Source organism: Nocardia sp. PE-7 (assembly GCF_030486425.1).
In the GTDB taxonomy this organism is placed as follows: Bacteria; Actinomycetota; Actinomycetes; order Mycobacteriales; family Mycobacteriaceae; genus Nocardia; species Nocardia salmonicida_A.
Map to the genome: position 1 here is coordinate 2,747,996 of NZ_CP129614.1, position 20,885 is coordinate 2,768,880.

A 20,885-nucleotide genomic window follows, 5' to 3' on the forward strand; every position below is an offset into this window, starting at 1 on the left:
CGACCGCACTGAGCGGTCTGTTTCGGTGTGGAGGTTGGATCGATGAAGTGCCGCAGTGCGGTGTCGGCGGTGCTCGTCGCGGTGTGCTCGACGATGATGAGCGCGGGCGAGGTGCACGCACAGGGTCCGGAAGCCGCTGTGGCGGTGGTGAATCCGGTCGTGACCAGCGAAGGGTCGCGGGCCGAGGTCACTGCGATCGACGGTCGGCAGGTGACGGTGCGGATCCACTCCGCGGCCATGGGGCGCGAAGTCTCCGTCACAGTGCAGCGCCCCGCCGACACGTCGGTGCCGCGGCCGTCGCTGTATCTGGTGAACGGCGCGGGCGGCGGTGAGGACACAGCCACCTGGGAGCAGAACACCGACGTGGTGGACTTCCTGGCCGGCAAGGACGTCAACGTGGTGATGCCGGTGGGCGGTGCGTGGAGCTACTACACCGATTGGCGCGAGCCCGATCCCATGTTGGGCGTGAACAAGTGGCGCACCTTCTTCCTCGACGAACTACCCGTCATCGTCGACACGATGTTCGCGACCACCGGCAAGAACGCGATCGCGGCGAACTCGATGACGGCCACCTCGGTCCTGCAACTCGCGATCGCCAAGCCGGGACTGTTCCGCTCGGTCGCCGCCTACAGCGGCTGCGCCCAGATCAGCGACCCGGTGGGCAGGCAGTTCGTCAATGTCGTCGTCGGGACCGGCGGCGGGGACGCGTCGAACATGTACGGACCGCCCGGCGATCCGGCCTGGGCCGCCAACGATCCGGTCGTGAACGCCGAAGGTCTGCGCGGGACCAAGCTCTATGTGTCCAACGGCAACGGCCTGCCCGGCGAATTCGACAAGCCCGGCGACTCGCACCTGGTCACCTGGGGGCCGGTCGGATTGGCCAACCAGATCGTCATCGGCGGCGTCATCGAGGCCACCACCCAGTGGTGCACCAAGAACCTGCAGCAGCGACTCGACGAACTCGATATACCCGCGACCTTCGACGTGTCGACCCAGGGCACCCACTCCTGGGGCTACTGGCAGAAGGCCTTCAAGAACTCGTGGCCGCTGCTGGCCGAAGGGATGGGCATCCCCGCCTGATCAGTCGAGCTCGAACAACCGCACGGCGTTGTCGTGGCAGACCTTGCGCAGCCAGTCCGGGCCGAGGTCGAGGCGCTCCAGGGCGGCCACCGCCTCGGCGTAGGGATACGGGATGTTGGGGAAGTCGCTGCCGAACAGGATGCGATCACCGAAGCGGCGCAGGCGTTCTCGTTCGGCGGGCGGGAAGGGCGCACCGCCTTCGCTGAAGTCGGTCCACACCATGGTGGTGTCGAGAGAGAGCAGTGGGTATTGCTCGGCCAGATCGAGGAACTCGCTGTATTCGGGGGTTCCCATGTGCGCGATGATCAAGCGCAGGGTCGGGAAGCGCCGCAGCAGTTCGGCGATGGGCGCGGGCCCGGTGAATTCGCCGGGGGCGGGACCGGATCCGCAGTGGATGAGAACGGGTGTGCCGGATTCGGCGAGGATCGCCCACACCGGGTCGAGCAGGGGGTCCAAGGGTGAGAACGCGCCGACCTGGATGTGCACCTTAAACACTCGCGCGCCGTTGTCGATGGCCTCGCGGACATAGCGTGGCGCGTCCGGCTCGGGGTAGAAGGTGGCCGTGTGCAGGCAGTCGGGGGTGCGGGCGGCGAACTCGGCGGTCCAGTCGTTGAGCCAGGCGCCCATCTCCGGCTTGTGCGGGTAGACCAGCGAGGTGAACGCGCGGACGCCGAAGTCGCGCAGGGTCTTCAGGCGCACCTGTTCGTCGTCGCGGTAGGTGATCGGCCACGGTCGACCGGTCATCGGCCCGACGGCGTCGAAATACGCCCAGACCTTGCGCATCACCTGATCGGGCATGAAGTGGGTGTGGACGTCGACGATCGCGGGCAGGTGGTAGCGGGCGCGGAAGTCGGCGAGATAGGCAACGGTGTCTACGGTCATGACTGCTCCGGGTAGAGGCGGCGGGCCAGGGCACCGACGCGGGTGACGAGCCGTTCGAAGAAAACGGCGGGGTCGGTGCCGATCACGATGTCGGCGTTGGGTTCTCGGCCCCACATGCCCGCCCAGTCCGCGACGGTGGTGGCGCGGGTGATGGTGCCGGCCAATTCCACGTCGACGGTGGCCGGGCGAGTGGTCGCCAGGGTCGGGTCGAGTGCCACCGCGGCGGCGAAGGGGTCGTGCATGTGCGCCAGGTAGCCCAGGTCGTACTGGTGGTGGAAGTCGAAGTAGAACCGCACCGCGTCGGTGAGATAGCGGATGATCGGATTGCTCGCCGCCGAACGGAATTCGGGGGGATCGCCGGCGTCGACGTGCTCGATCGGCGCGCTGTGTGCCGCCCGTGCCAGCAGTTCGAGGTGTTCGGGGACCATCTCGATGGACTCGGTGATGTCGAGTGCGCAGACCAGCGGTCTACGGTCCGGCGGTGCCGCCGCGAAGGCGTCGAACACCTCTTTGGCGGCTTCGGGGTCGACGTGGATGTTCCACTCGTTGGTCGGGGTCGTATTGCCCGGATGGTTGAACGCGCCGCCCATGATGACAAGACGGCGCAGCAGGCGCGGCAGTTCGGGTTCGATGCGCAGGGCCAGTGCCAGGTTGGTCAACGGCCCGGTGCACAGGCCGGTCACCTCGCCGGGCTCGGCCCGAACCAGGTCGACCCAGAGTTGGGCCGCCGACCGCGACGACAGCGAACGCGGCGAGACGGGCAGTTCGGCGTACCCGAGACCCTGCGGACCGTGGGTGTCCTCGGTGGTGCGCAAGGGGATGGCCAGCGGTTCGGCCGCGCCGAGCGCCACCTCGATCTCGGGTGCGCGGCCCAGGTCGAGCATCGCCAGGGTGTTCGCCGCGACCTGTGCCCCGTCGACGTTGCCCGCGGTGGCGGCGATGCCGATGATCTCGGCGTCCTCGGAGGCCAGCAGGTAGAGGATGGCGAGGGAGTCGTCGATCCCGGTATCGACGTCGAGGATGATCTTCTGCGGCACGTGATCGAGCGTAGCCGCGGACCTCACCGGGTCCGCGGCCAGTCTGTGGGTGGGCTCAGTAGGTCGGCAGGGCGAATTCTTCGGTGTGGCCGAAGAAGATCTTCTTGGTCAGCGGACGCATCGGGCGAGACATCATGAGTCGCACGTTCGCCTTGGCGAGCCGGGTCAACAGCGCGGACTTGGGGATCATCATCGCCATACCGCCGCCGGGGATCTCCTTGGCCTTGTCCAGGAACGGCGAGATCTTGTCCTGGTAGCGCTGCTGCGCGCCTGCCGGATCGTGTGGCGTGGCGGCGATCTCGGCGGCCAGCACGTACGCGCCGACGATGGCCATCGCGGTGCCCATGCCGGTCAGCGGGGAGCCGCAGTAGCCGGCGTCGCCGATCAGCGTCACCCGGCCGATGGACAGCTCGGGCACGTCGACGCGGGCGATCTCGTCGAAGTAGAAGTCGGGCGTGGAGTCCATCGCGGCCAGGACCGCCGGGGCGTGCCAGCCCGCGTCGCCGATCGCCTCGGCGATGAGCGCGCGCTGGGCGTCGGTGTCGCGGCGCAGCGCCGGGTCGACCTCGGTGCGCACGGTGATGATCGCCTTGGCGGTGGCCGGGTCGGCGTCGGGGCGGATACCGAGCATGGCGCCGGGCACCAGGCGCATGCTGAACCAACCGGGCTCCACATCGGCCGGCTTCGGCATGGTGAAGAAGGCGCCGTATCCGCCGAGGTTGGTGCTGAACTTCTCTTCGGGTCCGAAGACGAGCCGTCGGGTCGCCGAGTGGATACCGTCGGCGCCGATGACCAGGTCGAACCGCTCGGTGGACCCGGAGGCGAAGGTGACGTCCACGCCGGCGTCGTCCGGGACGAGCTCATCGATCCACTCGCCGTAGCGGTAGTCGAGCCGGCCGTTGTCCGCGGTGGCCAGTGCGTCGAGCAGCACCTGATTGAGATCGCCGCGGGTGATCTCGATTTCGGCGACCGCGCCCTGGCCGTCGAAGTCCTCCATCGCCATCCTGGCGTAGATCTCGCCGTCGCCGTCGATGTAGGACATCCCGCGCTCGTCGAGCTGGTACTCGGCGATGCCCGCCATCAGACCCATCCGCTGTGCGGCCTCCTTGCTCGGGCCACGCAGATCGACGGCCTGACCACCGGGGCGGGGGACTGCGGCGCGCTCGACGACGGTGGTGCGAATGCCGTTGCGCAGCAACTGGAGTGCGACCGCGTTGCCCGCGATACCGCCGCCGGAGACGAGAACGTGCAGGGGGCTGGTGGTGCTCATGATGGTGTTTCCCGTCAGATGTACGAATGTCTTAGACATATGTCTAACAGAGATTTGCACGTCTGTCTAGAACAAACGTCTGAGACGATCGGGTAGGCTGCTGAGTATGGGCAACAGGGAAGATCTACTGGCTGGGGCGCGCAAAGTGATTTTGGAGCGTGGCGTCGCGAAGGCGACCGCGCGCGATATCGCCGCCGCGGCGGGGGTGAGCCTGGCCGCGATCGGCTATCACTTCGGGTCGAAGGACCGCCTGGTCACCGAGGCATTGAGCGAAGCACTCGGCAACTCCATCGGTGACGCGATGGAAGGGCTGATCGCCGCCGGCGCGGGTAAGACGCCACTGGATGGGCTCGCGCAGCTCTGGAACGGGATGCCCGCGGTCTTCGCCGACAACCACGAGGCGATGCTGGCCAGTCTGGAGAACATCGTGCGGATCGTGCGCTCCGATGACGCGCGGGCCCAACTCGGCGACCAGCTATCCGGTGCGTTCGACGACCTCGCCGCGAACGTCAGGGCAGCACACCCCGAACTCGACGCCGCCCAGGCCGCGGCCATCGGGCGGATGTACTTCGCACTCGTCCAGGGGCTCGGGGTGCTGTGGTTGCTGAACCCGGGCGAGGTGGTCGCCAACGGCGATCAGTTGACGGCCGCGGTCTCGGCGCTGGCCGGAAAATGACCGGGGCGACGCGTCACGCGGGATGGTAGTGGTCGGTCGCTTCGACCCAGAACGGCTGCGCCGAACCGTACGGTGGTGCGGGCCAGCGGTAGTCGGAGTACTCGGCGAAAACCGGTGCGGCCGTGACCAGTTCGCCGTGGGTGACCGTCGCGGCCTCCTCGGGCGGTGCGGCGGCGGTGTGGTCGGGGGAGCGGTCGTCCGCTTCCAGGAGCCAGGACGCGGTGCGGGCCAAGGAAACCCGAACGGTCCGGGCCAGCCCGTCGTCGGCGCGAGCCAGCAGGGCGTCGATGACACCGGCGGCCAGCAGATAGCCCGAACCGTGGTCGAGCGCCTGGGCGGGTAGCGCCCCGGGCCGATTCGGCGTGCCCTCGAGAAGCGAGATGCCCGATGCCGCCTGGACGATGCTGTCGAACCCCCGGCGCGCACCCCACGGCCCGTTCGTACCCCAGGCGCACACCGATGCCTCGATCAAGCCTGGATGTCGGGCCGCGTGGACCCCGGCCGCGGCGAGCGCGCCCGGGCGGTAGCCGGTGACCAGCACGTCCGCCGCGGCGAGGAGATCGTCGAAGGTCGCGAGGTCGGTGCCGAGGTCGAGCAGCGTGGAGCGTTTGCCCTGGCCGGTATCGGAGAACTGCCAGTCGATCTCGGGCAGCTGCGGTGGGTCGATGCGGAGCACGTCGGCGCCGAGCAGGGCCAGTGTTCGGGTGGCGACCGGGCCCGCGAGGACGCGGGTGAGGTCCAGGACGCGAACGCCGGTCAGCGGTCGCTCGACCGTCGGCGAAGCGGAGCCGACGCCGAGCCGAGCAACCGCGTGTCGATCGAGTGCGGTCGGGGTATCTGTGGCTGTCGGCCACTGTGCGGTGGATGTGCGAGCGTCACGTGTCTCCACGGCGACCAAGGGTCCTGTCGCGGCGGCGCGTCCCATCGGACTGTCCGCCCATTCGCCCTCGGTGCGGACTCGCGCGGCGATGGCACCGGCGGCTGCTGCGGCGTCTTCGACCTCGGCGCCTTTCATCGCGCCCAACCTGGTGGTGAGCTGAGCAGCGTCACTGTCTGGTGCGAGCTCGAGCGCGCGCAGCAATCGCTCACGGTGGTGGAGGTAGTTCGCGTGGGTGCGGACCCAGCCGTCGGCGGTGCGAAAGAAGCCCGACAGCTCCGCGAAGAACTCGGGCGCGCTGCCCCCTCGACGGAACAGTCGTTCGCTGCTGAACGCCGCGGTCACTCGGTCGGCGTCGAGGCGAACCGGACCGGCGGGCAGACCGTGCGCTGCCCGCACACGATCGGCGGCCGCGCCCGCCGCCGCCACCGAACCCGCCGCGAGCGCCCACACCGGTAGGGTGGCCGCCAACCGCGCACCGGGGTCGGGCACGTCGGCGTCGCCGGACGCTGGGAGTCCTACTCCCGTCTCGTAGGCGTGGACGAGCTGCTGCGCGGTGGTCACATCGACCAGCCTAGTTGCGGTGACGACGGTGAGGAGTGTGATGTGAGCGTGAATACGGCTGCGACGGAGTGGGTTCGAATCCTGCGACCGGGTACCGCGACGGGTGGGCGATTGATCTGCTTTCCGCCGGGCGGTGGTTCGGCGACCTTCTATCGCGAGTTGGCGCGACACATCGGCCCGAACGTCGACGTGACAGCGGTGCAGTATCCGGGCAGACAGGATCGCCTGGGCGATCCGATGATCACCGACCTGCATCTGCTCGCCGACCGGATCGCCGCCGACATCGCGCGTCGGCCCGCAGCGACGCGTTCGCTGTTCGGACACAGCATGGGCGCGACCGTGGCCTATGAGACCGCACTGCGATTGGCCGCTGCCGGACAACCCGTTCGCGCCCTCGTCGTCTCCGGCCGTCCCGCGCCGGAGTTCGTCGAAACCGCCCGGCTGCACCGAGCATCGGATGCCGCGCTCATCGACGATCTGGAGCGGCTGGCGAACGACCCGGCCCCGGTGCGACTGCTGCGCACCGAACCGGGACTGGCCGATCTGGTGCTGCCCGCCGTCCGCGCCGACTACCAGGCGGTCGAGACCTATCGGCAGCGGCCGGGACCGCTACTGAGCTGCCCGGTCGTCGCGCTCGTCAGCACCGAGGACCCCACGACCACTGTGGCGCAGGCCGAGCAGTGGGGTGCGGTCACCTCCGGGCCGTTCAGCATGCGCACCTTCGATGGTGGGCACTTCTATCTCGACGCCCAGCACGCCGCGGTGGCGCAGGAGATCACACGGCACGTGAACTGAGGCGGCGCTGGTACAGGCGCGCGTAGCCGAGCCAGGAGACCAGCACCGTCACCGCCACGAGCGCGCGGACCAGGCCGAGCGCGCTGTCGGGGTAGATCACTCCGGTCAGGTAGTGGTCGATGAATCCCGCTTCGGGCAACTCGCTCACCCCGGCTCGTCTGCGCGCCCAGTTCTCGGCGTAGGTCAGCGGGCAGTGAAAGCCGATCAGGATGGTGCCGAAACCCCATGCCACGGCCATCGCGTGCAGGCCGATGGTGCGAGGCCATCGCCACGCGAGGAATCCTCCGACGACCACGTACGCGATGAACGCGACGTGGGTGACGGCGAGAACGTCGGCCAACACCCGGAACGGCACCTATTCAGAATATGTACCTGCTCGCCGGCCGGAATCATGATCATCATTCCGGTTCGGCATCGCTTGGATCACCAGGGCGAAGGCCGGTAGTCCTTCAGGAAGCAGCCGTAGAGGTCGACGCCGTCCTCACCCTGCACGATCGGGTCGTAGACGCGGGCGGCGCCGTCGACGAGATCGAGAGGAGCGTGGAAGCCCTCTTCGGCCAGGCGGACCTTCGTGAAGTGCGGGCGCTCATCGGTGATCCAGCCGGTGTCGACGGCGGTCATCAGGATCGAGTCGGCCTCGAACATCTCCAGCGCGCTGGTCCGGGTGAGCATGTTCAGAGCGGCCTTGGCCATATTCGTGTGCGGGTGCCCCGGGCCCTTGTAACCGCGGCCGAACTGGCCTTCCATCGCGGAGACATTGACCACGTATTTGCGCCTGCCCGCCGCCGCGGCCAGCGCCGGACGCAACCGCGACACCAGGATGAACGGCGCGACCGAGTTGCACAGCTGCACTTCGAGCAGTTCGGTGGCCTCCACCTCGCCGACGGTCTGCACCCAACTGTTGGTGTGCGCGAGATCGGGGACGAGCCCACCGGCGTCGATGGCCACGCCCGCCGCGATCCGATCCGGGGTGGCCGAGCCCGCGACCAGCGCGAGTTCGGCGACATCGGTGGCCGACAGCGACGGCGTGAGCGAGGCGGTGAGCGCGGTCGGGTGCGCCTGCATTGTCTTGCCGAAGGTGACCATCTCCGGCAACACGCCCGCGGGCAGCGGGGAGTTCTCGGCGTCGACCAGCGCGCTGTAGGCGCCTGCCGAGCGGCGCACGGTCTGGGCGGCGTTGTTGATCAGGATGTCGAGGGGGCCCTGCGCGGCGACGTCGTCGGCCAGTGCGACGACCTGCGCGGGGTCACGCAGGTCGATGCCCACGATGCGCAGCCGGTGCAGCCAGTCGGCGCTGTCCTCCATGGCGGCGAAGCGGCGGATCGCGTCATTGGGGAAACGGGTGGTGATGGTGGTGTGCGCGCCGTCGCGCAGCAGACGCAACGCGATGTACATGCCGATCTTGGCGCGGCCACCGGTGAGCAGGGCGCGCTTGCCGGACAGATCGGTGCGGGCGTCGCGCTTGGTGTGGCTCGCGGCCGCGCACTCGGGGCACAGCTGGTGGTAGAACGCGTCGACCTGGGTGTACTTCTGCTTGCAGATATAGCAGGGGCGCGCCTTGAGCAGGGTGCCTGCGCTCGCCCCTGAGGTGGCCGAGCTGATCGGGATGCCCGCGGTCTCGTCATCGATGCGCTGAGGGGAACCGGTGGCGGTCGCGGCGATGACCGCGCGATCGTTCGAGGAGATCTGCTCCCTGGCCTCGATGCGGCGGCGGTGCTTGAGCTTTTTGAACATGTGCCCGACGGCGCGCTGCACGGCGATGGAATCGGGATGTTCCTTCTCCAACTGCCCGGCGCGTTCCAGTACCCGCAGACAGGTCGCCAACTCATCCGGATCGATCATGTTCTCGGTCATCGGGGAGTGCGACATTCCTTCGTGCGGGAGCGGTGGACGACATCTATTGTCGCATTGGCCGCGCGAGCGACCCGCTGGGTATCGTGATGGGCCGTCGCCGAACCGCGCGACGACGAGACGAACCCGACGGAGCAGCCCGATTTCCCCGCTGGACACTGATACCGCAGACGCGCCGCGCAGACGCAGGCTCGAACCCGACGAGCGACGCGCGCAGATCCTGGCCTGTGCCATCGACATGTTCGGTGAGCGGCCCTACGCGGCGGTGTCGACCGCGGAGCTGGCCCAGCGCGCGGGGGTGGCACGCGGCTTGATCAACCACTACTTCGGCAACAAACGCGACCTGTATCTGGCGGTGGTGCGTCGCATGGTGACCCTGCCGCGTCAGGACAGGGTGTCCATTCCCGACGGCACTGCGGGCGAGCGGGTCGACGCGATCGTGGGCTGGCTGCTCGACACCATCGCCGAGCACGGCACCACCTGGGTGAAGGTCACCAGCCACGAGGGCGTCGGTGACGACCCCGAGGTGCAGCAGATCCTCGACCAGGCCGACGACGCCGCCGCCGAACGCATGCTGGTGATGATCGGACGCGCCGATCTGGCAGACAGCGCATCGTTGCGCGCGCTGGTACTCGCCTACGCGGGCCTGGTGAAAGTCGCCGGCCGCGAATGGATTACCCGCGGCACGCTGACCAGGTCCCAGATTCATCGACTGCTGGCGGACACCTTGCTCACGATCATCAACGAGACGATCCCCAGCGTCCTGCGCACCGAGACGACACCGAGCGTGGAACCCGGTCAAGGTTAGCGATCGAGCCCACGGCGCGAGGGTGGCATGGCGACCGCGGCACTGTAGCGCTGTGGTCCGGCGTGGCCGGGTGCGTGGCCGGTACGGCCCAGCGTCTGTTCGATCTTCTGCTCGCGGTGATGTTCGAACATCAGCGCGGCGACGCCGCCACCGAGGAAGAGCACCGTCGCTATTCCGGCCAGTACGGCCCATCCGGTGTGTTCGGTGCCTGCCGCGACTAGGGTGCACGCGAGCCCGACCACCCCGATCGCGCACATGATGATGCCGGGGACGTTGTAGTCGTCGGCCAGGAGGTCACCGGCTTGGGCATGCCAGGCTGGGTCTGCCGAAGGCGTGCTGCCGGACATGAGTCCTCCTCGCGAGCTGAGGGATGCGCGCAGTGGTCCACCTGATAACCAGCATGAACCTGTTCCGTCCGGCGAAGCAAATGGGTTAGCCGGTTCTTTACCAGGCGGGTAACCGCACAATCACACGTTATGTCACTGTGACCCTATTTCGCGTTTGAGCTGTGCTATCGGGCTCTGAGTCCTTATTCTCGTCGCGTAACCCGGCGCCATACCTGTTTCGTTGTGCGCCCGGGGAGATCGGAGAGGGACCCGGGGTTGATGGCACGGTACGAGGAATGGGACGACGACCCCGAGCAGGAGTCCGATGATCGACGGTGGGACGGCCAGCGCTGGCCGCAGGTGCCATCGGAGGCTGCGGGTGGTGGGCGCCGCGGTGACCAGCCGCGCGTGAATCCGTATGCGATGGTGGCGCTCGCTGCCGCGCTGGTGGCGCTGTTTCCGATCGCGATCGTGTTCGGGCTGCTGTCGTTCGGGCATCCGCGTGGGCGGGGAATCGCGTTGCTGGCGTTGTTGCTCGGCATTTCCGAGGTGGCGGTGGCGGCGGCGATCGGGCTCGCCGTTTTCGGCGGGTTGGATGTGTCCGTTCCGACGCTCGCCGGGTCGTCGACTACGACACCGAAGCCGGTGTCGGTGACCTCCCACGCGACGCCGACGACCACCGAGGCAGTCCCGGTGACGAGCCCCGCGGCCGGCAGCGAGAAGGGCAGCGTGGTCGAGAAGGGCACCGAGTGTGCCGCCGAGAAGGCCGGTCTACTCGGCGTCGCCGCAGACGGTGCGACGTTGCTCTGCCTGCGCGGAGCAGGCGGTTACAGCTGGTCGGGGCCGTTCAAGGTGTCGGGGTCCTACTACACCGCGGGGGCGAAATGTGATCCCTCGGTGGACAAGTCGGGCCGCACCTCCGACAACCACGCACTCGTGTGTGAGGGCAAGGGCAGCGCCGCGGTCTGGTCGCCCTGGATCAGTGAGTAGACCTCAGTCCTTCTTGGCCCGGCTCGGTTGCACGCGCGGTGGTTCGTTCGGCATCTTCGGATACTGGGGTGGCCACGGCGCGTCCATCAGTCCCGCCGCCATGTCGCGCTCCGACATCTCCAGCAGCGGCTCGATCGACTGCGCGGCCCGGTTCGCCCACGGATCACCGGACTCGGCGAGCCGGGCGGGCACGGTCGCGAGGGTGAGTTCGTCGGGGACGACGGTGTCGAGTTCGGCCCAGGTGATCGGTGTCGACACCTGACCGCCGACCTTCGGCCGCACCGACCAGGCACCGAACACGGTCTTGTGCGGCGCGTTCTGATTGAAGTCGATGAACACCCGCGAGCCGCGCTCCTCTTTCCACCACTGCGCGGTGATCTCCTCGGGGTGCCTCCGTTCCAGCTCCCTGGCCAGCGCCACCGCGGCCGCCCGCACTTCGTAGCCGTCCCACTTCGGTTCCAGCGCGGCGTAGATGTGCAGCCCACGCGAACCCGAGGTCTTGATCCAGGAGTCGATACCGAGTTCGGCCAGCAGTTCGCGCGTGCGCACCGCGGCACGGCGCAGATCGTCGAATCCGATGCCGGGCGAGGGATCGAGGTCGATGCGCAGTTCGTCGGCGATCCGCAGATCGGGAACGTGATTGGGCCACACGTGAAAGCCCAGGCAGCCCTGATTCACCGCCCACAGGATGTGCGCGAGATCCTGGGCCACCAGCGCGTCGCTGGTGGTGCCGTTCGGGGTGGACACCTCCACCGTCTGCAACCAGTCCGGCGCCGACTTCGGCACGCGTTTCTGAAACCACGATTTGCCCGAAGCGCCGTCGGGATAGCGTTCCAGCAACAGTGGACGGCCACCGATCACGCCGAGCAGCGGATCGGCGACGGCCCGGTAGTAGTTGACCAGGTCGAGCTTGGTCTCCCCGCGTTTGGTGAAGTAGACCTTGTCGGGATTGCTGATCGTCAGCGCGCGGCCGTCGATGTCGAGTTCCACCGCGGCGCTCATCGGCCGACCCCGAAGATCGCGTCGAGCTCGGCGGGCGCCACTTCGTCGAGTTGGGCGTAGGTACACGACTCCGGGGTGCGATCGGCCCGGAACCGGGCCAGCCGCCCGCCGTGGCGGAACCGTCCCGACTGCACGTGCTCGTAGCGCACCTCGGCCACCAACTCGGGCCGCAACGGCTCCCACGACAGGTCCTTGCCCCCGCTCCACCGACTCACCCCGCCCGGCATCTTGCCGTCGGCGTTCGCCTGCGCGACGGCGTCGGCCCAGTTGCGCCACGGATGATCGTCGAGCGCGTTCTCGCGCAACGGCGCCAGTTCGCCGAGCAGTTCGCGGCGCCGGGCCGCGGTGAAACTCGACGCCACCCCGACATGATGCAGATTGCCCTCGTCGTCGAACAGGCCGAGCAGCAGCGAACCGACGCCCTCGCCGTCCTTGTGCATCCGGTACCCGGCGACCACACAGTCGGCGGTGCGTTCGTGCTTGATCTTGAGCATCACGCGCTTGTCCTGCAGGTAGGTCAGCTCGTCGGCTTTGGCCATCACGCCGTCGAAGCCCGCGCCTTCGAACCGGGTGAACCAGTCCTGGGCCACGTCGGGATCCTGGGTGATCGGCGTGAGGTGGATCCGGCCGGGCGCGGCGTCGAGCAACGATTCGAGCTCGCGGCGCCGCTGCGCGAACGGTTCGGTGGTGAGATCGCGATCGCCGAGGGCGAGCAGATCGAAGGCGACGAAACTGGCCGGGGTCTCGGCCGCGAGCTTGTTGACCCGCGAGGCCGCCGGATGCAACCGCTGCTGCAAGGTATCGAAATCGAGGCCCTGGTCGGTGACCACCACGATCTCCCCGTCGACGACACAGCGCGGCGGCAGCGCCTCCTTCAACAGCTCGGCCAACTCGGGGAAATACCGGGTGAGCGGGCGATCGTTGCGGGAACCGAGTTCGATCTCGTCACCGTCGCGGAACACGATGCAGCGGAAGCCGTCCCACTTGGGCTCATAGCTGAGTCCGGGTTCGCGCGGCAACGACGGCGTCGACTTGGCCAGCATGGGGCGCACTGGCGGCATCACCGGTAGATCCATCCGATCCTCCTCGCGGGTGTGTTCACCCGTATCGACGATGCGAGCACGCCCGATTCATCGGTGTGTGAGGCGATCGTAGGACGGGGTACCGACACGTGCGCGGACATCGGGTGCGCGCCTGTCGCGGTCGACTGTCCGCGTGGAGCACACGCGGCGCCGAGCGCCGGCGCGAGGTCAGCTGTCGAGCCAGCCGTGTTCGTCGGCGAAGGTGGTGAACCGGTCGCGGATGGTGATGATCTCGGCCGCGGTGAGCGCGGGGGAGGCTTCCAGCAGCAGTTCGGTGATCTGCTGACGCAGTTCCTCGGGACCCAACTGGTCGCCGCTCTTGCGCGACTTGGCCGCCGCGGGGGCCTGGCCGACCCCGGTCAGGTTGATCGCCTTGGGTCCCCGATCACCTTCGGTCACATCGAATTCGAACAGACGACCTTGACGGAGCTCGTCCTCGTCGAGGCCGATGTCGTTGACGTGGACGAACACATCGGGCCCGCCGTCATCTGGCCGGATGAACCCGAAACCCCGTGAACCGTCGAACGACACCAATTTCCCGATGGACACCAACCAACTCCTCGCTCAGCTTCCCGTCGCTACTCTAACGCGGCTTTTGGGCGATTTCGCCCGGAAAGTGGATAGTCGGCGAAATCTTCGGAGTCGCGATGTGGTGGGCCGACCGAGCATGGTCACGATCCGGTAACTGCGCGTTCACATCCGGTCATTAGCGTTGCTCACCTGTCGGAACGGTGTGGAGGTTGTAGACGCGTGTTGGACCCCGGCGTGGGGATGAGGTCGGGGGGATTCGAGGCGGGTCGCGGCGTGTTGTCGGCGACGGTGCGCACCGGGAGTGCTCCGGGGCGTTCACGGCCCGCCACGCCACCGGTGCTCGCTCCGCGTCCGTGTCCGGCGCACGTGCCGCTCGCGCCCGCTCAGGAGCGGATGTGGCAGGCCGCGCGGCTGGGCCGGTCGGCCGACTGGAACGTCGCGCGGGCCATACGCTTGCGCGGCGCGTCCGTCGACGTGTCGGGCCTGCGTGAAGCGCTGAAACTTCTTGTCGCCCGCCATGATCCGCTGCGGACCCGCTACCCGGCGACCGAGCTCGGCCCGGCGCAGCGGGTGGTCGAGCCCGGCGATGTGGTCCTCGATGTGGCCGAATGCGCAGTCGGCGCAGCCGAACTCGCCCCCGCGATCGCCGAGGTGGCCGGGCGGCCCTTCGACCTCGCCGGTGAACTGCCGGTGCGGGCGCGGCTGTTCGTCCTCGGACCCGAGGATGTGGTGCTGACCCTTGTCGTGCACCACATCTCGGTCGACGGCCGCTCGATGGGCCCGCTGATCCGCGATCTGGTCACCGCCTACCTGGCTTGCCGGGCCGGCGCATCCCCGCAATGGCGGCCACTGCCGATCAGCTACATCGACTACACCCTCTGGAAACACGAGCAGCTCGGCGAGTTCACCGACGAGTGGAGCCGGGCAACCCATCAACTGCGGTACTGGGCCAATGCGCTGGCGGGCCGTCCCGCCCTGCTCGCCCTGCCCGCCCGCGAACAGCCCGCGCCGCCGATCGACCCTGTCGCCGGTGCGCTGCTGCCGATTTCGCTGGATGCCGCGACCCACGCAGGGCTGTTGCGGTTGGCGCACGACGGTCGGGCGAGCCTGTTCATGGTGTTGCAGGCCGCATTCGCCCTCACCGTCGGCGCCTTCGCGCACAGCGCCGATGTCACTGTCGCCACGGCGGTGTCGGGACGCGAGCATCGCCTGCTCGACGATCTCGTCGGCAACTTCTCCGATGACGTGCTGATGCGTATCCGCCTCGACCGCGCGGGCGACGTCGAGGAGCTCATCGATCAGGTCCGCCGCGTCGCGCTCGCCGCCTACGCCCACCCCGATACCCCCGACACCCGCCTCAAACGCTGCCTGCTGGAGGACGCCGCGCTCCCGCTGTTCCAGGCGACGCTCATCCTGCAGCGAGCAGAGGCACCACGCACCGCCGCTGAACCGCCACCGGCGCAGGGCCTTTCGATCACCGAGATCCCGACCGGGGTGGTCAGGGCCAAGCACGATCTCGAGTTCGGGCTCACCGATCACTACGATCCGCTCGGCGCGCCCGCCGGTATCGACGGGTCGTTCCTCTATCCGATAGCCCGGTTCGACGAGACGACCGCACAGCACTTCGTGGCCCGCTTCCGTGCCGTCGTCGGGCTGCTGGCGCAGGGGTATCGCGGTCCGCTGGCGCCGTTGCTGGCGGCGGCCGGTCGAGGTCGTTCGCTGAGCACCGCTCGACGTGCGACCAGGGTGCTCGTCTGATCAGCCGCCGCGCTCCATGGCATATCCGGCATCGCGCCACGCGACGATGCCGCCCTCGAGGCTGAACGCCGTATAGCCCGCGCGATGGGCCAGTGCGGCGAAGCGCAGCGAGGTCTCCCCGACCGGGCACACGAACACCACCGGCCGTGACCGCGGAAACGGCACACCCTGGGTGAGCATCTCGTCGAGCTGGTCGTCACGGATATTGAGCGCGCCGGGGACATGTCCGACCCGATAGGCCATCGCGCCCCGGGTGTCGACGACAGTGGGGCGGCCGGTGCGGTCGAGCTCGGCGAGTTCGGCGGGTGAGAGTGTCGGCGCGGCGTCGTCGGGGCTCGGGGGCGCCGGTGCGGTGGGCTTGCCGAACAAGTCGGGCCGGCGTTTGGCGAAATAGGACAGATACGGCTCCATCCGGTCGCACACGATCAAGACCGCCACCAGCGGCCTGCCCGCGGGGCGCGGTGCCGCGGCGAGGGCGTCCAGGGCGGCGTGATAGCCCGCGCCGCTGGTCGGTCCGGCGAGGACGCCGTAGCCGCGAACCAGGTCGAGGGTCGCCTCGATGGCGGCGGCGGAGTCGACGGTGACGATCTCGTCGTAGAAATCCGGCCGGAACAGCCCGACCTCCCACATCTCGCGCTCGGAGCGGATACCGGGGATGAAATCGAATCGGTCCGACACCACGCCGATGGTGCGCAGCCCGGGATGATCGGCGAGCAATGCGGTCGCGGTGCCGCGGGTGGAGCCGGTGGTGCCGAGACCGCCGATCAGATAGTCGAGGTGCTCGATGCCCGCGTCCGCGAGGTCGGAGGCGATCTCGGCGCCGGTGCCGTCGTGATGGGCGGCGACATTGCGCTCGTTCGTGTACTGCGAGGGGTGGTACCAGCGACCGTGCCCCTGGCTGATGGTCTGCTCGATGACGGCCGAAACATCATCGGCCGCATGGGGATCGGGGCACTCGGACAGACCGGGAAGCTCGACGATCTCGGTGCCGAGCAATTGCAGCAGCTGGCGGACCTCGCCCACCCTGATCCGGTTGGTCACCGCGCGCAGCGGGATGCCGTGCAGTGCGCCGAGTACCCGCAGCGCTTTGGCGGTGTTGCCGCTCGACGCCTCGATGAACGACTGTCCGTCCGCGGTGATGTGATCGAGGTCCTCGCGGATCATCGCCCAGGCGACACGGTCCTTCACCGAACCGAAAGGGTTGTGCGACTCCAGTTTCGCGTACAGGTCGACGTCGGGTAATCCGTGAACGGCGGGGTCGAGACGCAGCAGGGGAGTGTTGCCGATCAGCTCGGTGATGTGGGTGTAGACCATCACCGACCCCCGGGGCGATACTCGGCGTCGGGGCAGAGTTCGAACCGTCCGTCACGATGCAGCACAGCGACTTTCGCCGGAACCGGATGCATGCTCGCCTGTGCGGCCGACAGATCCATATGGTAGGCGGCGGTATTGGCGAACACCACCGGATCGCCGGGGGAGGGCAGCTGCGCGACCCGCACCTGCCGCTGGGTGATCAGGTCGCGCTCGAGGCACAGGTGCCCGGCGAAAAACACTCCGACAGGACGGGACTCGACGTCTTCGGCCAGCACGATCGGATCGATGAGGACCTCCTGGTCGGCGGCGGTGACGGTGTCGCGGCTGAGATCCAGATGGACCAGGGTCGCGCCGTTGCCCGCCTGTTTGACGAATTCCACCTGGGCCACCGTGATGCCGGCGTGGTCGACGAGCGCTTTGCCCGGTTCCAGCCACAGGTCGAGGAGATTGTCGGTGAGTACCGTCCCCAGTGCCCGTCCACCGTGTCCGGGCAGCGCGGCGGCGAGTAGTTCGGCGAGCATGGCGGCGGCGGGTTCGGTATTGGCGTATTTGTGGAACACCGGTCCGCCGTGCACCATTCCCTCGGCGAGGTGGTAGCCGAAAGTGTTGTTGCCCCAATGCATCGCGGGGCCCCGTCCGAGCAGGCCCGCCCGCAGGACATGGTCGTAGGAGTCGTATCCCGCGGCGTCGGCGGTGAAGACCTGGCGCAGCCCACCCCCGATGTCGAGCACGGTCGGCGCGAGACCGTGCGCGTAGGCGCGTTCGATCAGTTCGAGACAGTCGCCGACCGCGTTGACCCGCTCCGTGGTGGCTGCGGTATCGAGGTGGAAGGCGAACCCGAGCAGCCGCAGCCGATCTCGGTGCCGCACCAGCAGCTCCAGCGCGGTGTCCACCTCGGTGAGATCGATGCCGAACCGGCTCGGCGAGCTGCCGGAGAACCCCGAAACACGCAGCAACACCGGCACCGGCTGTTCCGGCGACGCCAGCTCGGCCAGGGTCGCCAGTTCCCACAGATTGTCCACATTCACCGTCACTCCCGCGGCGAGTGCGGCCCGCAGCATCGCGGTGCCCTTGGGCCCGGTCACCTCTATGCGGCCGGCGGAGAATCCGGCAGACAGCGCCGAATCCAGTTCCCGCGCCGACGCCGCATCGACCGCGATCCCCGCGTGCGCGGCGGTACGGGCGAACGCTGCCGAACGATTCACCTTGTGCGCGTAGCAGAGTCGATAGCGGACGGGATCGGCGTCGAGCACGGTACGCAGCGCCGCGAGGTTGGCGGTGAAGACCTGCGGGAACACCAGATGCAGGGGGGAGCCGTAGCGGCGCAGCGCCGCACGCACGCCGTCGCGGTCGCTGAGGAACGCGTCGACGAGCGGATGCAGCGCGGCGGGGACGGCGGGCGGGATCATCCCACCGACGCGCCGGGCACCTGCGCCGCCACGTCGTCGACCGGGTTGTAGCCACCGTCGCGCAAGGCCTCGAACACGCGGAACCGGTTGCGCGGACTCCGGATCCGGGCGATCACGCGCTTGGACTCCAGGTCGATCTCGACGACGGGGATGTCCATCGACTCGAGCAGGGCGGTGATCGTGCGCACGCAGTGTCGGCAGCTCATATCGGGCACATAGAAGACACCGTCGTCGCCTGCCGGTTCGGTGCCGGGTAGCTGCTCGGTGAGGTCCTCGACCACCTCCACCGAGCCTGCCAACACGGCGAAGGTCTCGACGAACCGGTCGGCCACGGTAGCGAGCACATGCACGCCGACGCCGTCGATATCGTGCTGGGTAGCGGCGAGGCAGGTGGGCACGGTGTCGGCAGGCAGCAGCGCGTACTGCCGCGAGATCAGGTCCAGGTCGTCGTGATACTTCGCGACGGCGGCCTCGGTCGCGAGCCCCTCCTCGCTGGTCGCGCGCGCCATCACCGCGTGCGCGTCGGCGATGGTGGCGTCCTTCATCGTGCGCAGGACCGCGATCGAATCAGCGGTATAGCGCACGGACCCATCGGGCTGGCCGGCCAAGCGCACCGGGATCATTCCGCGCCGGAAGGTCGAGGCCTGCAACTCCCAGAACCAGCGGGTCGCGACGGCGGTGAAGATGCCGGAATCGTGTATTCCCCTGGCGAATTCGACGACTCCGCGATAGGGGGTGTCGGCGGCGATCAGTCCGTGCTGGACCAGCGCGCGTCCCGTCGCTTCGACGCCGACCCGAAAGATCTCGTGCGGATCGTGATCGGTGGTGGTCGCGGTAAGGACACCACGATCGTGGGCGAGCAGGGCCGCGGACCGCGCCGGGAGACCGGATTGCGACAGCGAATGCCACAGCGCGAGAACGGTTTCGCGCGCGATGACCGCGAGTTCAGGGCCCGATCCCGCGGTGTGGAAGTACCCGGTGTTGGGGATGCCCGCACTGTCGGTCCAGGTGAGGCGGTGGGTCGCGCTGGTCACCTGGTCCGGGCGACACGGTCGCATGAACCGTTCCAGATACATCCGCTGGGACTGCGTCAGCGTGGCCCCGGGTTCGGGTTGTAATGCGCGGGTGCGGAAGGTGATTCGCACCGGCGCCGGTGGGGCGGTCGAGGCGAAGAGTCCAGGGGCGGCCAGTCGGGCCAGTACCCGGGACGCGGCGCGACGATCGTAGTGCTGCACGGTGGGCGTGCCCATCGTTCCTCCTCGGCGTCGGGGGCTTGTGGACAGCTCGGGGTCAGCGCCCGTGTCCGGCGATGCCGGATACACAGGCGACGAATCGGTCGATCTCGTCGAGGGTGTTGTAGAGGTGGGTACTCACCCGCACCGAACCGCTCCCGGCATCGGCCGAGGGCACACAGTGCGCCCCGGTGCGGACCAGGAACCCGGCATCGGCCAGCACGAATCCGAGGTCGGCGTGGGTGAGCGTGTCGAGGGTGAACGAGACGATCCCGTAGCCGACCGCGCACGCGGCATGGGCGGGCCCGGGGAGAAAATCCAGCCCGGGGACCTCGCGCAGACCATCGATCAACCGCAGGGTGAGCACCCGGTTGTGCGCGGCGACGGCGAACCGGTCGAGTTCGTCCAGCAGATCGAAAGCCGGGGCCAGCGAAAGGATGCCGGGAAGATTGTGGGTGCCGCCCTCGAGCAGTTCGGGCATCCCGGTGCCGACCAGGCCGGCGTCGGTGATCACCACCCCGGACTGCCCGCCGGGGAGGAAAGGCCGCAGCCTGTCGTGCACCCGGCGATGGCAGTACAGCAGGCCGGTACCGGGCGCACCGAACATCTTGTGCCCGGCGAAGACCGCGAAATCGGCGCGCAGCGCGCTCACGTCGACCGGCAGGTGCCCACCGCTCTGCGAGCAGTCGAAGCACAGCAGGATCTCGGGGTCGATGCGGCCGTGCAGTTCCTCGAGGGTGGTGAGCCCGCCGTACACGTGATGCAGGTGGCTGGTGGTGATCAGCCGGGTGCGCGGACCGACCTGGGCGAGGAGGTCCTCGATGTCGGCCTCGCCGGTCGCGGTGCTGCGATAGGGGCGCAATACGATGCGTCGGCCGAACCGGGCGAGGGTGTCACGCAGGTGATGCCACGGCAGCACATTGGCGGCGTGATCGGCGGGGTTGTAGACGATCTCGTCGCCGTCGTTCAACGCGGCCAGGCCCCAACTGTGCGCGATGGCGCCGAGCGCGGCCGTTGCTCCGCCGGTGAACACGATTTCGTCGCGGTGCTGTGCGCCGAGGAAACCGGCCGCTCGGGTACGGACAGCGTCGATTCGCGAGGACAGCGAGGTCGCCCAGCCGTAGGTGCCGCGGCCCGCGTTGGCGGTGTGCTCGCGGTGGTAGTCGGTGACGGCCGCGATGACCGTGTCCGGCTTCTGCGTCGTCGCGGCACTGTCGAGATAGACCACCGAGGGATCGGCCAGGGCGGGGAACCGCGCGCGAATCGAGGCGGGCACCGGAGTGGGCGCGTGCCGGATCACCGAGGCGGCGGCGAGCTGGGGCCGGGCGGGGTGCACGTGCTCAACGATACGCACGTTTGTGGCACCGATCGCGAAGAATTCTCAGCCGCAAGGCTTTTCGG

Annotated in this window: 20 protein-coding genes; 6 read left to right on the plus strand and 14 right to left on the minus strand. The window is 68.5% G+C overall.

The genetic code is table 11. The features are described from left to right. Positions 1-42 precede the first annotated feature (42 nt). The gene (locus QX204_RS12825) at positions 43-1,080 is read left to right on the plus strand and encodes an alpha/beta hydrolase (RefSeq protein WP_301906946.1); all 1,038 of its coding nucleotides are present in this window, start codon (positions 43-45) and stop codon (positions 1,078-1,080) included. Here the strand turns inward: QX204_RS12825 and QX204_RS12830 are convergent, their stop codons facing one another. Genes QX204_RS12830 through QX204_RS12840 form a run of 3 tightly spaced genes read right to left on the minus strand, consistent with a single transcriptional unit; the run spans position 1,081 to position 4,269 of the window. After that, positions 1,081-1,962: an amidohydrolase family protein gene (locus tag QX204_RS12830; protein ID WP_301906947.1), complete on the minus strand. Its 882-nt coding sequence runs from the start codon at positions 1,960-1,962 to the stop codon at positions 1,081-1,083. Next, positions 1,959-2,999, minus strand: a complete 1,041-nt coding sequence (locus tag QX204_RS12835) for a nucleoside hydrolase (RefSeq protein ID WP_301906949.1) — start codon at positions 2,997-2,999, stop codon at positions 1,959-1,961. Before QX204_RS12835 ends, QX204_RS12830 begins: the two co-directional genes overlap by 4 nt. Before the next feature lie 55 nt (positions 3,000-3,054). Next, entirely contained in the window at positions 3,055-4,269 is a 1,215-nt protein-coding gene (locus QX204_RS12840; RefSeq protein WP_301906950.1) for an FAD-dependent monooxygenase, read from the minus strand. 106 nt (positions 4,270-4,375) lie between these two features. On the opposite strand from QX204_RS12840, the gene QX204_RS12845 reads away from it, so the two are divergent. After that, a complete protein-coding gene (locus QX204_RS12845) occupies positions 4,376-4,945 on the plus strand; it encodes a TetR/AcrR family transcriptional regulator (protein WP_301906951.1) in 570 nt (189 codons plus the stop codon). Positions 4,946-4,958: 13 nt separating this feature from the next. Here QX204_RS12845 and QX204_RS12850 read toward each other — a convergent pair whose 3' ends face one another. Further along, positions 4,959-6,386, minus strand: a complete 1,428-nt coding sequence (locus tag QX204_RS12850; RefSeq protein WP_301906953.1) for a CoA transferase — start codon at positions 6,384-6,386, stop codon at positions 4,959-4,961. Positions 6,387-6,428: 42 nt separating this feature from the next. On the opposite strand from QX204_RS12850, the gene QX204_RS12855 reads away from it, so the two are divergent. Next, the gene (locus QX204_RS12855) at positions 6,429-7,181 is read left to right on the plus strand and encodes a thioesterase II family protein (RefSeq protein WP_301906954.1); all 753 of its coding nucleotides are present in this window, start codon (positions 6,429-6,431) and stop codon (positions 7,179-7,181) included. On the opposite strand, the gene QX204_RS12860 is transcribed toward QX204_RS12855, so the two are convergent. Together QX204_RS12860 and QX204_RS12865 are read right to left on the minus strand one after the other, a co-directional pair. Continuing rightward, the gene (locus tag QX204_RS12860; RefSeq protein ID WP_301906956.1) at positions 7,162-7,536 is read right to left on the minus strand and encodes a DUF2784 domain-containing protein; all 375 of its coding nucleotides are present in this window, start codon (positions 7,534-7,536) and stop codon (positions 7,162-7,164) included. The genes QX204_RS12855 and QX204_RS12860 overlap by 20 nt on opposite strands. A 68-nt stretch (positions 7,537-7,604) precedes the next feature. Continuing rightward, positions 7,605-9,035: an SDR family NAD(P)-dependent oxidoreductase gene (locus QX204_RS12865; protein WP_301906957.1), complete on the minus strand. Its 1,431-nt coding sequence runs from the start codon at positions 9,033-9,035 to the stop codon at positions 7,605-7,607. 235 nt (positions 9,036-9,270) lie between these two features. On the opposite strand from QX204_RS12865, the gene QX204_RS12870 reads away from it, so the two are divergent. Continuing rightward, entirely contained in the window at positions 9,271-9,840 is a 570-nt protein-coding gene (locus tag QX204_RS12870; RefSeq protein ID WP_367620185.1) for a TetR/AcrR family transcriptional regulator, read from the plus strand. Here the strand turns inward: QX204_RS12870 and QX204_RS12875 are convergent. Further along, positions 9,837-10,187 (minus strand): hypothetical protein, encoded by a 351-nt coding sequence (locus tag QX204_RS12875; protein ID WP_301906958.1) that lies wholly within the window; start codon positions 10,185-10,187, stop codon positions 9,837-9,839. The two genes, QX204_RS12870 and QX204_RS12875, sit on opposite strands and share 4 nt — an antisense overlap. 258 nt (positions 10,188-10,445) lie before the next feature. On the opposite strand from QX204_RS12875, the gene QX204_RS12880 reads away from it, so the two are divergent. Continuing rightward, positions 10,446-11,156: a hypothetical protein gene (locus tag QX204_RS12880; RefSeq protein ID WP_301906959.1), complete on the plus strand. Its 711-nt coding sequence runs from the start codon at positions 10,446-10,448 to the stop codon at positions 11,154-11,156. Positions 11,157-11,159: 3 nt separating this feature from the next. On the opposite strand, the gene ligD is transcribed toward QX204_RS12880, so the two are convergent. The 3 genes from ligD to QX204_RS12895 all read right to left on the minus strand — a co-directional run bounded on the left by ligD (position 11,160) and on the right by QX204_RS12895 (position 13,792). Beyond that, positions 11,160-12,158: a non-homologous end-joining DNA ligase gene (gene ligD / locus QX204_RS12885; RefSeq protein ID WP_301906960.1), complete on the minus strand. Its 999-nt coding sequence runs from the start codon at positions 12,156-12,158 to the stop codon at positions 11,160-11,162. Next, positions 12,155-13,234, minus strand: a complete 1,080-nt coding sequence (locus QX204_RS12890) for an ATP-dependent DNA ligase (protein ID WP_301906962.1) — start codon at positions 13,232-13,234, stop codon at positions 12,155-12,157. Before QX204_RS12890 ends, ligD begins: the two co-directional genes overlap by 4 nt. A 174-nt stretch (positions 13,235-13,408) precedes the next feature. Then, a complete protein-coding gene (locus QX204_RS12895; RefSeq protein ID WP_301906963.1) occupies positions 13,409-13,792 on the minus strand; it encodes a cold shock domain-containing protein in 384 nt (127 codons plus the stop codon). A gap of 198 nt (positions 13,793-13,990) precedes the next feature. Here QX204_RS12895 and QX204_RS12900 point away from each other — a divergent pair, with 198 nt between their 5' ends. Then, complete coding sequence (locus QX204_RS12900; RefSeq protein WP_301906964.1) at positions 13,991-15,529, plus strand: condensation domain-containing protein; 1,539 nt, start codon at positions 13,991-13,993, stop codon at positions 15,527-15,529. Here QX204_RS12900 and QX204_RS12905 read toward each other — a convergent pair whose 3' ends face one another. The 4 genes from QX204_RS12905 to QX204_RS12920 are packed head-to-tail and all read right to left on the minus strand — an operon-like array spanning position 15,530 to position 20,838. After that, on the minus strand, positions 15,530-16,843 hold the full coding sequence (locus QX204_RS12905) for a pyridoxal-phosphate dependent enzyme (RefSeq protein WP_301906966.1): 1,314 nt from the start codon (positions 16,841-16,843) through the stop codon (positions 15,530-15,532). Next, positions 16,843-18,252 (minus strand): alanine racemase, encoded by a 1,410-nt coding sequence (locus QX204_RS12910; RefSeq protein WP_301906968.1) that lies wholly within the window; start codon positions 18,250-18,252, stop codon positions 16,843-16,845. The genes QX204_RS12905 and QX204_RS12910 overlap by 1 nt, the downstream gene beginning before the upstream one ends. Next, positions 18,249-19,502, minus strand: coding sequence for a heavy-metal-associated domain-containing protein (locus tag QX204_RS12915; protein ID WP_301906970.1), 1,254 nt, complete (start codon positions 19,500-19,502; stop codon positions 18,249-18,251). Before QX204_RS12915 ends, QX204_RS12910 begins: the two co-directional genes overlap by 4 nt. Positions 19,503-19,542: 40 nt before the next feature. Next, entirely contained in the window at positions 19,543-20,838 is a 1,296-nt protein-coding gene (locus QX204_RS12920) for an aminotransferase class V-fold PLP-dependent enzyme (RefSeq protein WP_301906972.1), read from the minus strand. Positions 20,839-20,885 lie beyond the last annotated feature (47 nt).